Annotated in this window: 11 protein-coding genes; 6 read left to right on the plus strand and 5 right to left on the minus strand. The window is 69.5% G+C overall.

Annotated features, from left to right (window positions below; all coding sequences use genetic code 11):
- Window positions 1–71 precede the first annotated feature (71 nt).
- Window positions 72–797: an SDR family oxidoreductase gene (locus tag DYE23_RS27165; RefSeq protein ID WP_115329123.1), complete on the plus strand. Its 726-nt coding sequence runs from the start codon at window positions 72–74 to the stop codon at window positions 795–797.
- Here DYE23_RS27165 and hrpA read toward each other — a convergent pair.
- The 3 genes from hrpA to DYE23_RS27180 are packed head-to-tail and all read right to left on the minus strand — an operon-like array spanning window position 772 to window position 6,003.
- The gene (gene hrpA, locus DYE23_RS27170; RefSeq protein WP_115328641.1) at window positions 772–4,725 is read right to left on the minus strand and encodes an ATP-dependent RNA helicase HrpA; all 3,954 of its coding nucleotides are present in this window, start codon (window positions 4,723–4,725) and stop codon (window positions 772–774) included. The genes DYE23_RS27165 and hrpA overlap by 26 nt on opposite strands.
- 24 nt (window positions 4,726–4,749) lie before the next feature.
- Window positions 4,750–5,091 carry a hypothetical protein gene (locus tag DYE23_RS27175; RefSeq protein ID WP_013473127.1) on the minus strand — a complete coding sequence of 114 codons (342 nt, stop codon included), beginning with the start codon at window positions 5,089–5,091 and terminating at the stop codon, window positions 4,750–4,752.
- A gap of 18 nt (window positions 5,092–5,109) precedes the next feature.
- Window positions 5,110–6,003, minus strand: coding sequence for a mycobacterial-type methylenetetrahydrofolate reductase (locus DYE23_RS27180; protein WP_041799832.1), 894 nt, complete (start codon window positions 6,001–6,003; stop codon window positions 5,110–5,112).
- Window positions 6,004–6,128: 125 nt separating this feature from the next.
- Here DYE23_RS27180 and DYE23_RS27185 point away from each other — a divergent pair, with 125 nt between their 5' ends.
- From DYE23_RS27185 to DYE23_RS27195, 3 genes are read left to right on the plus strand one after another with little or no spacing between them, the layout of a single operon-like run.
- Window positions 6,129–7,301, plus strand: a complete 1,173-nt coding sequence (locus tag DYE23_RS27185) for a hypothetical protein (protein WP_235660501.1) — start codon at window positions 6,129–6,131, stop codon at window positions 7,299–7,301.
- Between the two features lie 10 nt (window positions 7,302–7,311).
- A complete protein-coding gene (locus tag DYE23_RS27190) occupies window positions 7,312–8,769 on the plus strand; it encodes a protein adenylyltransferase SelO (protein WP_011891959.1) in 1,458 nt (485 codons plus the stop codon).
- Window positions 8,770–8,791: 22 nt separating this feature from the next.
- Window positions 8,792–10,219, plus strand: coding sequence for a WS/DGAT/MGAT family O-acyltransferase (locus DYE23_RS27195; RefSeq protein WP_115328643.1), 1,428 nt, complete (start codon window positions 8,792–8,794; stop codon window positions 10,217–10,219).
- Between the two features lie 3 nt (window positions 10,220–10,222).
- On the opposite strand, the gene DYE23_RS27200 is transcribed toward DYE23_RS27195, so the two are convergent.
- The gene (locus tag DYE23_RS27200; RefSeq protein ID WP_115328644.1) at window positions 10,223–11,848 is read right to left on the minus strand and encodes an HNH endonuclease signature motif containing protein; all 1,626 of its coding nucleotides are present in this window, start codon (window positions 11,846–11,848) and stop codon (window positions 10,223–10,225) included.
- Window positions 11,849–11,926: 78 nt separating this feature from the next.
- Between DYE23_RS27200 and DYE23_RS27205 the strand changes: the two genes are divergently transcribed.
- Window positions 11,927–13,318, plus strand: a complete 1,392-nt coding sequence (locus DYE23_RS27205) for an aspartate aminotransferase family protein (protein WP_011891955.1) — start codon at window positions 11,927–11,929, stop codon at window positions 13,316–13,318.
- Here the strand turns inward: DYE23_RS27205 and DYE23_RS27210 are convergent.
- Complete coding sequence (locus tag DYE23_RS27210; RefSeq protein WP_099962122.1) at window positions 13,315–13,929, minus strand: hypothetical protein; 615 nt, start codon at window positions 13,927–13,929, stop codon at window positions 13,315–13,317. The genes DYE23_RS27205 and DYE23_RS27210 overlap by 4 nt on opposite strands.
- A 122-nt stretch (window positions 13,930–14,051) precedes the next feature.
- Between DYE23_RS27210 and DYE23_RS27215 the strand changes: the two genes are divergently transcribed.
- Window positions 14,052–14,441 (plus strand): hypothetical protein, encoded by a 390-nt coding sequence (locus tag DYE23_RS27215; protein ID WP_049777205.1) that lies wholly within the window; start codon window positions 14,052–14,054, stop codon window positions 14,439–14,441.
- Window positions 14,442–14,487 lie beyond the last annotated feature (46 nt).

Here is a 14,487-nt window from a genome sequence, read left to right on the forward strand (position 1 = left end):
TACCTGGGTGTGGCGCACCCAGGAACACCATGTCCTCCCGCGCCCGTGCCACGGTGGCGACACTGATGATCATGGACAACACACAGCGCAACGTCGCCATGGTCACCGGGGCGAGCAGTGGGATCGGCCGTGCCGTTGCGGTGCGGCTGGCGGCCGACGGATTCACCGTCGTCGCCGCCGCACGCCGTACCGACCGGCTGCGGGAACTGGCCGCAGGAACGGACGGGAGCATCGAAGCCTGCGAGCTCGACGTCACCGACGCCGATGCCGTACGTGCGGCAGCCGACGACATCGTGGCGCGCCACGGCCGGCTCGACGTCCTGGTCGCCAACGCCGGGGTGATGCCGCTGTCGCGGCTGGACACCGGACTGCTCGCCGAGTGGAACCAGATGATCGACGTGAACATCCGCGGGCTGTTGCACGGCATCCATGCCGCGCTGCCGCATTTCACCCGGCAAGAGCGCGGCCATGTGGTCACCGTGGCATCGGTCGGCGCCCACGAGGTCGTCGCCACCGGCGCGGTCTACTGCGGCACCAAACACGCCGCGTGGGCGATCACCGAAGGTCTGCGGCTCGAATCTCCGCCGTGGCTGCGGGTCACGACGATCTCGCCCGGAGTGGTGGAAAGCGAACTGGCCGACAGCATCAGCGATCCGATCGCCCGTGACGCGATGGCCGACTACCGGCGCGCAGCGATCGGTCCGGACGCCATCGCCGGTGCGGTCGCCTACGCGGTCGGCACCCCGGCGGACGTCGACGTCAACGAGATCGTCATCCGTCCCACCCGGCAGCGTTGAGCGCCCGATAGATCCGCTGCTCGCTGATCGGCCGCGCGGTGCCCAGTTGCTGGGCCCAGAGGCTCACCCGTAGCTCCTCGATCATCCAGGCGATGTCGACGACCTCCGGCGCGGCGGCGCGGGCAGGTGAGAGCGCGGCGCGCAGGTCGTCGTACGCGTCCTGCACCGCGGCGACGCGATCCATGCGCTCCCGGTCGGCGCCCAGCGCGTGCGGCAGCCGCTCGAGGCGGCGGTCGATCGCGGTCAGATAGCGGGTCAGGTCACCGAGCTTGGCCGCCCCGGTGGCGGTGACGAAACCCGTTGGCACCAGCCGCGACAGCTGCGCCCTGATGTCGGCGATCGCGTCGGCCTGCGCCGGGCTGGGCTGTTTCGGCACCGCCAGCTCGACCTCGTGCAGTGCGGCGAGCACCTTCTGTACCCGACGGACGATGTCGGCGGTCGTCTGTGCCAGGCCGGCGGCCAGCCGTTGGCGTGCCGCCGCGAACTCCTTCTTCGTCCACACCGGATCGGGCACGAGGATCTGGACCGCGGCCTGCGCGCAGTCCTCCAGCAGCGCCGACAGCGAGCCGTCCGGGTTGTTCCCCAGGAGCAGCCGGGTGCGGGTGTCGAGGCCACGCTCAACGGTTTTGGTGACCGAGGGGGCGGCGAGCAACAGCAGCCGCCGGCTCCCGCGGGCCATCACCGCATCCTGCTCGTCCTTGGTGGCGAAGACTTTGATGGCGACCGACGCGCCGGCCGGCACCAGTGCCGGATAGCCGCGCACGACGTGTCCCGAGGCGCCGGCACTCTCCACCACCCGGGGCAGCTCGTCGAGGTCGGCCGGCCAGTCGCGCAGGCCGGTGCGCTCCAGATCGCCTGCGACGGTGGCCGCCACGGCCTGCCGGGTCGGCGCCGCCAACTGCTGTTGCAGCTCGTCGAGGTTCTTACCGCGCGACACCACGGAACCGTCGGCGTCCTCGACGGCGAAGGTGACCCGCAGGTGCGGGGGCAGCTTGCTCAGATCGAAGGCATCGATCGGTACGAGAATGCCTGTGCGGCGGCGCAGTTCGCGTTGCACGGCGTCGAGCAGCGGACCGCTGTCGGGAGTGATCGCGTTCAGCAGTGCCCGTGCGGTGTCCGGTGCGGGCACGAAGTTGCGTCGCAGGTCCTTGGGCAGCGACTTGATCAGTGCGGTGAGAAGTTCTTCGCGCAGCGCGGGCACCTGCCAGGCGAAGTCGTCACCGCCGAGACGGGCCAGCACGTCGACGGGAACGTGCACGGTGACGCCGTCGTCGGACGATCCCGGATCGAACCGGTAGCTCAGCGGCAGGTTCAGGTCGCCGGCCTGCCAGGTGTCGGGCTTCTCGGTGTCGGTATGGGTATCGGAAACGTTGCGCAGCAGGTCTTCCCGGGTCAGCGTCAACAGGTCCGGGTTGCGGTGCCGCTCCTTGCGCCACCAGCCGTCGAAGTGCCGCGACGACACCACATCCGCCGGGATCCGCGCGTCGTAAAATGCGAAGATCTCGTCGTCGCCGACGAGCAGGTCGCGCCGCCGCGCCCGGTCCTCCAGGCCGGCGAGTTCCTCGCGCAGCCTGGCGTTGTCGCGGAAGAAGTGGTGCTTGGTTCTCCAGTCGCCCTCGACCAGGGCGTGCCGGATGAACAGGTCGCGCGACACCTCGGGGTCGACCTGTCCGTAGCCGATGCGGCGACGGGCCACCAGCGGCAGACCGTAGAGGGTGACCCGCTCGTAGGCCATCACGGCGCCGCGCTCGGCATCCCAGTGCGGCTCACTGTAGGTGCGCTGCAACACATGCCCGGCGACCCGCTCCACGGTGTCGGGTTCGATACGCGCGGCCGTCCTGCCGAACAGCCGACTGGTCTCGACGAGGTCGGCCACGACGACCCAGCGCGGCGGCCGCCGGGACAGCACAGACCCGGGGGCGAGCACGAACTTCGCGTTGCGGGCGCCGTCGTAGGCCCGGCCGTCGGTGTCGCGCATGCCGACATGGGACAGCAGTCCGGCGGTCAGCGCGGCGTGCACCGACCGCGGGTCCGCCGGTTCGTCCTGCTCCCTGATCCCGAGATCGCGGCAGATGCTGCGCAGCTGACCGACCAGGTCCTGCCACTCGCGGATACGCAGGTAGTGCAGGAACTCGTCGCGGCACATCCGGCGAAAGGAGCTGCCGGAGCGCTCTTTTCGCTGCTCGGTCAGGTACCACCAGAGGTTCAGGAACGAGGTGAAGTCGGAGTGCTCGTCGGCGAAGCGCGCATGCTTCTGCCGCGCGGCGTCCTCCCGGTCGGCGGGGCGCTCCCGCGGATCGGGGATCGACAGTGCGGCGGCCAGCACGAGCATCTCGCGCACGCAGCCCTCGTGGTCCGCCTGCAGGATCATGCGACCCAGCCGGGGGTCCACCGGTATCTGCGCGAGCCGACGCCCGATGTCGGTGAGCTCGCCCTGACGATCGAACGCGCCGAGTTCCTGCAGCAGCGCCACCCCGTCGCGGATGCTTCGCGCGTCGGGCGGGTCGAGGAAGCCGAAGGCCTCGATGTCGCCGAACCCGAGCGCGGCCATCTGCAGGATCACCGCGGCGAGGTTGGTGCGCAGGATCTCCGGATCGGTGTAGCGGGGCCGGGATTCGAAGTCCTGTTCGGAGTACAGCCGGATGCACACGCCGGGGGCGGTACGTCCGGACCGGCCCGCCCGCTGGGCCGCCGAGGCCTGCGAGATCGGTTCGATCGGCAGCCGCTGCACCTTGGTTCTGCGGCTGTACCGGGAGATGCGGGCGGTGCCGGGGTCGACGACGTACCGGATCCCCGGAACGGTCAGCGATGTCTCGGCGACGTTGGTGGCCAACACGATTCGCCGTGCCGCCCGGCTCGGCGAGAACACCTTCTGCTGCTCGGCCGTCGGCAGCCGCGCGTACAGCGGCAGCACCTCGGTGTGGCCCGGGTCGGTCACCGCCCTCAACGCCTCTGCGGTGTCGCGGATCTCGCGCTCGCCGGACAGGAACACCAGCACATCGCCGCGCGGTTCGCTCTCCAGTTCGGCGACGGCGTCGATGATCGCCTCGGTCGGATCGCGCAGTTCGGTGCGCACGACCTCGTGGTCCGGGTCATCGGGATCGTCGTCGTCTGCGGCTGATACGGCGACTTCCAGTGGCCGGTACCGGATCTCGACGGGGTAGGTGCGTCCCGACACCTCCACGATCGGTGCTCCGGCGCCGGATCCATGTTCGCCTCCGGCGAAGAACCGCGCGAAGCGTTCCGGTTCGATGGTCGCCGAGGTGACGATGACCTTCAGGTCGGGCCGCCGCGGCAGCAGCCGGCGCAGGTATCCGAGCAGGAAGTCGATGTTGAGGCTGCGTTCGTGCGCCTCGTCGATGATCAGCGTGTCGTAGCGCAGCAGCCGGCGGTCGCGCTGCACCTCGGCGAGCAGGATGCCGTCGGTCATCAACTTCACCAACGTGCGATCGCTCGCCTGGTCGGTGAAGCGCACGGTGTAGCCGACCGCCTCCCCCAGCGGGGTGCCCAGTTCTTCGGCGATGCGCGTCGCGACGGTGCGGGCCGCTAGCCGCCGCGGCTGGGTGTGGCCGATCGTGCCGCGGATCCCCCTGCCCATCTCGAGGCAGATCTTGGGCAGCTGGGTGGTCTTACCCGATCCGGTCTCCCCGGCCACGATGACGACCTGGTTGGCGGCGATCGCCGCCGCGATGTCGTCGCGGCGCTCCGAGACGGGAAGATCCGGATAGGTGATCTCGGGGACGGCGGCCAGCCGGGTGGCGACCAGCGCCTCGGCCGCGGTGAACCGTTCGGCGAGACGGGCGAGCGCCGCGGGGTCCGGCGTGCGCAGTTGCCGCAGCCGGCGGCCCAGCCTGGCGGCATCGCTGATCGTCAGTCCGTCGAGACGCGCGCGCAGGACGCGCACATCGGTACTGGACTGTTCAGGCACTGGGCCACGATAGGCGGGACGCCGTCATCGCGGCGCGCGGGTTCGGACGTACAGCACCGCCGCCGCGAACACGATCTCGGTGGCTGCGACCGCGGTGGCCAGCTGCATCGCCACGGCCATGTCCGTCGCCGCGGCGGTACCCGCATCGCCGTGCCGGTGGCCCGTCGCCGGCAGGTGAACGGCGATCATCGCGATGTTCATCACCGCGACCAGCAGCCAGCTGCGGATCGAGTCGAACCGCCACAGTTCGTAGGCGCAGTACAGGCAGACGGCGGCCATCACTGCCGTCAGGACCGTCGGTGACGACGCGTGCAGGACCGCCGAACTCACTGCCAGCGCCGCCCCGGCGCCGCGGACGAGGGCCATGCATCAGTAAACCGCAGATCAGGGCTTGTCGGGCGCCCAGTAGGCCAGCATCTCGGCCAGGGTCTCGAACGCGGCGGTGTTGACGCCGTAGGTGGCTTCGAAGTGCACGCTCAGCGGGAAGCCCAGATCGGCGACACCGTCGATGACCCGCTTGTACAGATCGACCATCATCTGACGGCGGGGGGCGGGCTCGGTGTCGGCCAGTCGGCGGACGAACTCCTGCTCCCGCGCGACGGCCTCGTTGCCCGGATCCTGGATGAGCCAGTTGATCAGGCCGACCCGGCTCTCCACCTTCGGCACGAAGCCGAAGGACAGCAGGATCTCGGGCCGGTGGTCGGTCTTGTCGGCGAACTCGGTGAGCATGCCGACGATCGCGTCGGAGTACAGCAGCTGAGTCATGCCGTAGGTGGCGCCGCGGTCGCACTTGAAGTTGAAGCGGCCGTGTTCGCCCTCGCGGGTGGGGATCAGGATGACGCCGCGGTTCTCGACGACGCCGTCGAAGATCGACAGCGCGTCGGTCGGGGCGACGCCGGTGCCTTCGCCGTCGTTGAGGGTGCGCGGGACGCCGACGAACGCGATGCCCTCGAAACCGCTGTCGCCGAGCAGGGCGAGCCGCCCACGCAGGGTCTCCTCGTCCATGAACGCGGTGACCTGCGTACACAGCCCTTTGACGTCGGGCAACTCGGGCTTGATCATCGACCAGAAGTCCAGGACGTCGAGCTTGGGCTTCATCTCGATCGGACGGTCACCGTCCTCCTCGATCATCCCCGGGATCATCACGTGGCGGATCCGCCCGGCCAGCCCGGCCTCGGCAGAACAGCGCAGCACCTTCTCGGCGTCCTCGAGGGCCTGCTCGCGGCCGCGCTCCACATTCGGCGGCACGAGTTCCAACGCGATGGTGTTCAGGCTCACAGCGGCACTCCACATCTGGACGACGACTTTTCCCCCGGACGACCTGCAGACGGGAAAAATCACCATACCTGGGGCGCCGCGGCACGCCTGAGTGAGCTTTCATGGGGTAGATCCCCATGACTCCTATGACTACTTCCACTCGCAGACTCGCCGCCCTGCTGACCATGATCGTCGTCCTGCTCGCCGCCTGCACCGGCGTCGAGCCCACGACCGGCTCGACGACCGGTGCGTCGGGGAGTTCGTCGGCGACCACGACGACGTCCCGCTCCCCCTTCGAGCCGACCACCACCCCGACTCCTCCCGACACCTCGATCCCGCTGCTGGCCTACCGCGCGGCCGACGAGATCGGTCTGGTCGAGGGCACCACCGTCGTCGCGTCGGTGAAGGGGTCCTTCGATCCGTCCAACGACCTGATCACCACCGAGGACGACAGGTTCGTGTTCGCCCGCACGTCCGACGGCCTGCTCGCGACGCTGGAGGTCGCCACCGGCAAAGGTGACACACGTGAGGTGCCGGTCGGGCCCAACGTGGGCACCGCGGGCGGTAGCGCGATCCTGTGGTGGGAACAGCCCAACCGGTTGATGCGTCTGGATCTCGCCGATTCAACGTCTGCGCCCGAGCTGCAGCAGGTGGTGGACCTGCCGCCGGTCGCCGGTGTCCGTCCGGGCGACCCGCGTCTGCTGATCGCGCGCGGCGGCACCGCGGTGGTGGCGCGGACGGAGGCACCGCCGTCGCCGTTCGGTGGACCGGACACCCTCTACGCGATCCGGGGGCCCGGCGCCCCGGCGCCGCTGGGCCAGGTCGACGCAAACAGCCCGGTGTCGGTCGCGCGTCTGAGCCCCGACGGCGCCCGGCTGTCCTATGCGCTCTACCAGGCCACCGACAACGCCTGCGGGACGGCCGCGGTGGTCACCTCGGATGCCGACGGTGCCCAGGAGACGTTCGACGTCGCCGGACCGGACGCCGATGCAGGGTCACGGATCACCAAGCTGTGGTGGCCCGCGACGGGCGCGCCGAAGCTGAGCCTGACCACGTGGACGTGCGGCCGGCCGCAGACGTATCCGCCGGTGGTGTGGCAGGTGTCCGGGGACCAGATCGCACAGACGAACCCGCCGACGTCGGCGCTGCAGACCGCCGAGGTGGCGCCGGGTCAGCGGGCGCTGATCCTGCCGAGCACCGCGGCGCCGGGTGAGCCCGCGGGTGCGCTGGTGGTCGAGGACAGCTCCCGGCGCATCTCGGTGAAGGGCTTGGAGCAAGGTGCTGTCGACGCCATCGCGGTGATCCCGCCGTCTCCGTAGTCTGGGTGGAGTGAGTATTGCGCTGGGAAGCCGGTTCGCCGGGGAGCTTTCGGAGCTGACGGTTCCGTGGAAGGCCGAGGAGGCTCCGCAACCGCGGCTGCTGGTGCTCAACGAGCCGCTGGCGACCGAGCTCGGACTGGACCCGGACTGGTTGCGCGGGCCCGACGGTCTCGGTCTGTTGACGGGGACGCGGGTTCCGGCGGAGGCGTCGCCGGTGGCTCAGGCCTATGCCGGGCACCAGTTCGGCGGGTTCCAGCCCCGGCTCGGCGACGGCCGGGCGTTGCTTCTCGGTGAGATCGAGGGGCCGGACGGACACCTGCACGATCTGCATCTGAAGGGCTCCGGACGGACGCCGTTCGCCCGGGGCGGCGACGGTCTCGCGGCTGTCGGACCGATGCTGCGCGAGTACGTCATCAGTGAAGCGATGCATGCCCTGGGTATTCCGACCACCCGCGCGCTGGCGGTGGTGGCGACCGGGAAGACGGTGTACCGGGAGTCGCCGCTGCCCGGTGCGGTGCTGGCCCGCGTCGCGTCCAGCCACCTGCGCGTCGGGACGTTCCAGTTCGCACCGCTGCTGATGCGCGCGAGCGGGAACACCGATCTGCTGCGGAGGCTGGCCGACCACGCGATCGCGCGTCACCACCCGGCGGCCGCGGACGCCGAGCAGCCCTACCTGGCGTTGCTGGAGGCGGTCAGCGCGGCGCAGGCCCGACTGGTGGCGCAGTGGATGTCGGTGGGCTTCATCCACGGGGTGATGAACACCGACAACATGACGATCTCGGGCGAGACCATCGATTACGGGCCGTGCGCGTTCATGGAGGCGTTCGATCCCGCCACGGTGTTCAGCTCGATCGACAGCTGGGGGCGCTACGCGTACGGCAATCAACCGTCGATCGCGCTGTGGAATCTGGCGCGCTTCGCCGAGGCCCTGCTGCCGCTGCTGGCCGACGACGCCGAGGCGGGCATCGCGGTGGCCGAGGCGTCGCTCGGCGAATTCCAGGGTCTCTACGAGGCGGCGTGGACCGACGCGATGGCCCGCAAGCTCGGTGTGGCCGGTGCGTCCGCGGACACCGTCGAGGCTCTGGTCGGGGATCTGCTGACGCAGTTGCAGCAGAGCGGGCTCGACTGGACGCTGTTCTTCCGGCGGCTGGCCGGGGCGGCGCGCGGGGACGCCGAGCCGGTGCGCGGCGAGTTCATCGACCTGGCGACGTTCGACGGCTGGTTGCAGCGCTGGCGCGATCTGGGCCCGGACGCCGACGCGATGGACCGGGTCAATCCCGTCTACATCCCGCGCAACCATCTCGTGGAGGAAGCGCTGACCGCTGCCACCGGTGGCGACCTGGGTCCGGTGGAGAAGCTGCTCGACGCGATCCGGTCGCCGTTCGACGTGCGCGCCGGTCTGGACCGGTACGCCGAACCGGGCCCACGGGAGTTCAGCGCCTCCTTCCAAACCTTCTGTGGAACATGACCGCGACGACTAGCGTGCAGCCGTGAGCGCCAACAGTGTCCGTCTCGGACTGCAAGACCTGATGTTCATCTATGGCGAGACATCGAGTTCGAAGATGCACGTCGGCGGGTTGCTGCCGTTCACTCCGCCGGCCGACGCCCCGCGCGACTACCTGCGGGGAATGATCGACGAGGCGCGTCGCCAGGAGGTCGTCGCGCCCTGGAACCGCAGGTTGGCGTATCCGCGTCTGCAGTTCAGCCCGTTGCACAGTTGGGTGACCGACGAGGACTTCGACTTCGACTACCACGTGCGTCGCTCCGCGCTCGCCAGCCCCGGTGACGAACGTGAGCTCGGCGTGCTGGTGTCCCGGTTGCACAGCAACCACCTCGATCTGACGCGGCCGCCGTGGGAACTGCACGTCATCGAGGGCCTCGAAGGCGGACGCTTCGCGTTGTACATGAAGATCCACCACGCACTGGTCGACGGTTACAGCGCGATGAGGATGCTCGGGCGCAGCCTGTCCACCGACCCGGCGTCGCGGGACACCCGGATGTTCTTCAACGTGCCGTCGCCGACGCGCAGCCGACGCGACCCGGGGGCGGCGGAGTCGTCGAACCCGTTGACGGCGACGCTGCGGGCACTCGGCGGGGTGAGTTCGGCGGTGACGGGCGGGGTCAGCTCGGCGGTCGACCTCACGAATGCGTTGGTGAACACGCAGATCCGACGCGACGGGGAGAACGCCCACATCGCGGGGTCCGTGTCCGCGCCGCACAGCATCCTCAACGCGCGGATCAGTCGCAATCGGCGCTTCGCGACGCAGCAGTACGAGTTCGATCGCCTCAAGAAGCTCAGCTCGCAGCACGGCGCGACGCTCAACGACGTGGCGCTCGCGATCATCGGTGGCGGATTGCGAAAGTTCCTGTCGGACTTCGACAAACTGCCCGACCGGTCGCTGATCGCGTTCCTGCCCGTCAATGTGCGTCCCAAAGGTGACGAGGGTGGCGGCAACGCGGTCGGTGCGATTCTGGCGCCGATGGGCACCGCCATCGAGGACCCCGTCGAGCGGCTCGACACGATCACCACGGCGACCCGCGCGGCGAAGGGACAACTGCAGTCGATGTCGCCCGCGGCGATCATCGCCTACAGCGCGGCATTGCTCGCCCCGGCCGGCAGCCAGATCGCCGGCGCCCTGACCGGTGTGCAGCCGCCGTGGCCGTACACGTTCAACCTGTGTGTGTCCAATGTTCCGGGGCCGCGGGAACCCCTGTACTTCAACGGTTCCCGCCTCGAGGCCACCTACCCGGTGTCGATCCCGATCCACGGTATGGCGCTCAACATCACCCTGCAGAGCTACGCGGACACCATGAACCTCGGGTTCGTCGGCTGCCGTGACCGCCTGCCGCATCTGCAGCGACTTGCGGTGTACACCGGCGATGCGCTCGCCGAACTCGAAGCCGCATCCCAGATCTGAGGTTCAGAACGGTGGGGGTTCATCGGGATCGGCGCGATCCTGCGGTGGCGGATGCCAGTCGGGTGGTAGGGATTCGGGTTCGAACGGGTCGTTGACGAAGCGGCCGAACGGACTCCGGCTGGGCGCGTTGTGGGCGAACTCTCCTTTGAAGAGGAGATAGCGCCCCCGGAAACCATTGCGCCAGCGTCGGTTCCGGACCTCATCCCGGGCCTGTTGATTGCGGTACCTGTTGTATGTGCTCGCGTCGCGGTGGCGGTGCAGACGCTGCCGGGCAGCGGCGACCCGCCGCCGCTCGGCGCTGTTACGCGCGCGACCCAACCCGGGGAACAGTCCCACTCCCGCAGGGACGGTGCGGTATTCGTGCCCGGTCGGCGCCGTCCAGATGATGGTGCCGTCGACGAGCTGTTGATCACGCCAGCCGGTGTCGAACGTCTTGTGGCGGTGGTGTTCCCGGCAGTAGCAGGCCAGATTCCACGGCACCGTCCACCCCCCGGCGGCGGGATCCTCCTGGTCGAACGGGGTGGTGTGGTCGATGTCGCAGCGCGTCGCGGGGACGGTGCATCCGGGGAACCGGCACGTCAGATCGCGGGCACGGACGAAGCGCGCCAGCGCATCCGACGGTCGGTAGGTCAGGGCCTGACGCTCTTCGAACCGGGGCGCCTCGACCAGCCGGCGGGTGGCGTCGCGGGCCAGCTCACGCACCAGCTCGGCGTCGATGACGCCATACCCCAGCAGATAGCCCGCAGCATTGCCGAGCCCGGTCACCGTCTCGGCCGAGGCGATCACGTTCAGCACCACCTGCCGGCCCATCGGCAGCGACTGCTGGGGCGGGGCCGCGGGAGTTGAAGCCACGGGAGATGAACCCACGGGAGTTGCAGCCACGGGAGTTGCAGCCACGGCGTCCGGGCAGTCGTTGCGGCCGCACATGCATCCGAACGGCTCTCCGAGAGTCAGTGCCTTGAACGCATCGGCGCGACGCTGGACGAGGCTTCGCGGATCGCAGGCACACACTTTCTTGGCGATCGCAGTCAGCCTGGTATCGAGCGCTGCCCCGTCCTCGGCCGACATGGTCCCGCGCACCACCGCCATACCGTCCGCTCCGGCGGCCACCGACACCCGTCGCTGATCGTAGGCGCGGGTGCGGCGCTGCTTGACCGCGTCGGCGTCCACTTCCTTGACGAGGGCATCCACCGCGTCACGAAGTTGCTTGCGGGAGAAACACGCCCACCCCCGCACGCGCTCGAGAAGCGCCGCTTCCAACTGCGCCATGACGTCCTCGTGCACCAGATCGGTGCGGTCGAGCACCATCGCCACGGTGTCGTAGTCGACCTCGCCCGCGGCCAACAGCGCCCCCAAACCGGGCAAGCGGGTGTGCAGCGCGTCGGCCTGACGCACCAGCTCGCGCGCTTTCGGCGAGGGAAGTGCCAGCGCCGCCCCCACCTCGACCGCGGTGCGATCGAACGCCGTGATCACAGAGCGCACATGCAGTGCGGCGTCCAACTCCTCAGCCGTCCGTCGGTCCAGAAGTTCGGCGATTCCAGCCAGTGACGCGGCCATCGCCGCCGCGATCTGACGATACGAGCCCTGCACCCCCGACAGGACCCGCAAATCAGACCAACCTTCGAACACGTGTTCGATCTTACATCACCCTGGTGACACTTCACAGCACCATTTCCGCTTCTGACGTCGGGGAACTACGGTTTAAGCGTGTTGAACGAAACGCTTGACGACCTGCTCCCCAACGGCCTCACGGTCGAGGCCGCCCGTGCGGAAGCCGCGCGCACCTACGAACTCGACCGCGCCCACGTCTTTCACTCGTGGTCCGCCCAGGCCGAGATCTCTCCGATGACGATCACCGCGTCGCAGGGTTGCCATGTCTGGGACGGCGACGGCAACAAGCTGCTCGATTTCTCCTCGATGTTGGTCAACACCAACATCGGGCACCAGCACCCCAAAGTGATCGCCGCGATCGCCGAACAGGCCGCCAAGCTCTGCACGGTCGCCCCGCAGTACGCCAACGACGCCCGATCCGAGGCGGCGCGGCTCATCGCCGAGCGCACGCCCGGCGAACTGAACAGGATCTTCTTCACCAACGCCGGCGCCGATGCCGTCGAGCACGCGGTCCGCATGGCGCGGCTGCACACCGGTCGCTACAAGGTGCTGGCCCGCTACCGCTCGTACCACGGCGGCACCGAGACGGCCATCAACCTCACCGGCGACCCCCGTCGCTGGCCCAACGACCACGGCAACGCCGGCGTCGTGCACTTCTTCGGGCCGTTCCTGTACCGGTCCCAGTTCCACGCCACCACCGAGGCCGAGGAATCCGAGCGCGCGCTCAGGCACCTGCACGACACCATCCGGATGGAGGGTCCGAACACCATCGCGGCCATCATCCTCGAGTCGATCCCCGGCACCGCGGGCATCATGGTGCCCCCGCCCGGCTACATCGCCGGCGTGCGGGAGATCTGCGACGAGTACGGCATCGTGTTCATCGCCGACGAGGTGATGGCCGGTTTCGGGCGCAGCGGAAAGTGGTTCTCCATCAACCACTTCGACGTCGTCCCCGATCTGCTCACCTTCGCCAAGGGTGTCAACTCCGGCTACGTGCCCCTCGGCGGCGTCGCGATCAACCCGGCGATCAGCGAGACCTTCGCCCACCGGGCATACCCCGGCGGTCTCACCTACTCGGGTCATCCCCTGGCCACCGCCGCCGCGGTCGCGACGATCAACGCGATGGCCGACGAAGGGATCGTCGAGAACGCCGCGACGATCGGCGCCGAGGTGATCGGACCCGGGCTCACGGAGATCGCCGCCAAGCACCGCAGTGTCGGCGAGGTCCGCGGTGCCGGGGTGTTCTGGGCCGTCGAGCTCGTCGCCGACCAGGCGACGCGTGAGCCGTTGGCGCCGTACGGAAGTTCCAGTGCGGCAATGAATTCAGTGATCGCCGAGTGCAAGAAGCTCGGCCTTCTGCCATTCGCGAACTACAACCGCATCCACGTCGTACCGCCCTGCACCATCACCGCCGACCTGGCCCGTGAGGGACTCGCGATCCTGGACCGCGCGCTGGACGTCGCCGATGCGGCGGTCGCCGGAAGCTAGGTGAGTTCGCCGCTGATACCGCGTTCGAGCGCGGCGCGGGCGCGCGCGGGCAGCACGATCAGCCCGTCGAGTTCGCGTCGCGCGACCCGGTAGGCGCCGGCCCGCTCCTGCCGGGTCGCCGACGCGTCCGCCGCGACGCGCAGTAGTCGCTGAGCCCGGTCGATCCGGCCCTGCTCGTCGACGGAGAAGCCGTCGCGCCGACGACGCATCGCCTCGGCCTCCGCGATGTCGAACGACGTGGTGTACTCCTGCACCGCCTCCACGTAGTCACGCGTGGCCTCGCGGTCGTCGACGAGGTCGGCGGCGCGGGCGGGGCGCAGTAGGTCTGCCCGTAGTTTCGCCCGGTGGAAGCGCTGGGTGAGCGGTTCCCGCATGTCCGTCACCATCGGATGGTCCAGCAGCGTGGCCGCGTCGAGTTCGTAGTCCAGCCAGCGGGTGTCGGTGCGATCGTGTTCGTCGACGGCCCTGTCCAGGATGCGCTGCGCGGCGCCGCGGGCCTCCCCGGACGCGCCGCCTCGGGTCGAGGTGATCGCACGCACTGTCGCATAGCCCACACCGATCAGCGGCAGCAGGATGAGCAACAGTTCGGCAAGGCGTATGACCAGACCCACACGGCCAGAGTGCCTCACCCGCGATTGAGAAAACCATCTAACTGAGTGGTTTCAACTTCGCGCAGCCCGGCAACTTCTCTGTCATGCGATACAAGACATCTGTTCTCGGAACCTTCGGACCAATGCTCTTTGCGGGCGCCGCGGCGACTGCCATCGCAACTGCGCCCCTGACCTTCGCGCAGCCGGCCCCTCCGCCGTGCTTCAACGCGGACGGCACGCCGTGCACGGCCCTCGGCACCGCCGGCCCGGGTGGAGCCGCGGGCGCGATTCCCGGTGGCCCGGCCGGTGAGGCCGGACCCGGCGGCGCATCCGGCGCCATCCCCGGTGGCCCGGCCGGTGAGGCCGGACCCGGCGGCGCATCCGGCGCAATCCCCGGTGGTCCCGCCGGTGAAGCCGGACCCGGCGGCGTCAGCGGCAGCACCAATCCCGGCGGCGTGAGCGGTGCGGCCGGTCCCGACGGCGTCTCGGGCTGTATCCCGAACGTCGGCTGCGCCACCATCCCGGTCGGCTGACCCGAAACTCCCCCTTACACCGACGACCCGAGAGGCCGGACCCACG

The sequence above is a fragment of the Mycolicibacterium gilvum genome, assembly GCF_900454025.1.
Taxonomy (GTDB): Bacteria; Actinomycetota; Actinomycetes; order Mycobacteriales; family Mycobacteriaceae; genus Mycobacterium; species Mycobacterium gilvum.

What these genes read in the sequence shown, in the direction of transcription:
- DYE23_RS27165 (WP_115329123.1), top strand. Translation starts at nt 72, where the DNA reads ATGGACAACACACAGCGCAACGTCGCCATGGTCACCGGGGCGAGCAGT.
- DYE23_RS27175 (WP_013473127.1), bottom strand. Translation starts at nt 5,091, where the DNA reads ATGGCCCTCGTCCGCGGCGCCGGGGCGGCGCTGGCAGTGAGTTCGGCG.
- DYE23_RS27185 (WP_235660501.1), top strand. Translation starts at nt 6,129, where the DNA reads ATGACTACTTCCACTCGCAGACTCGCCGCCCTGCTGACCATGATCGTC.
- DYE23_RS27215 (WP_049777205.1), top strand. Translation starts at nt 14,052, where the DNA reads ATGCTCTTTGCGGGCGCCGCGGCGACTGCCATCGCAACTGCGCCCCTG.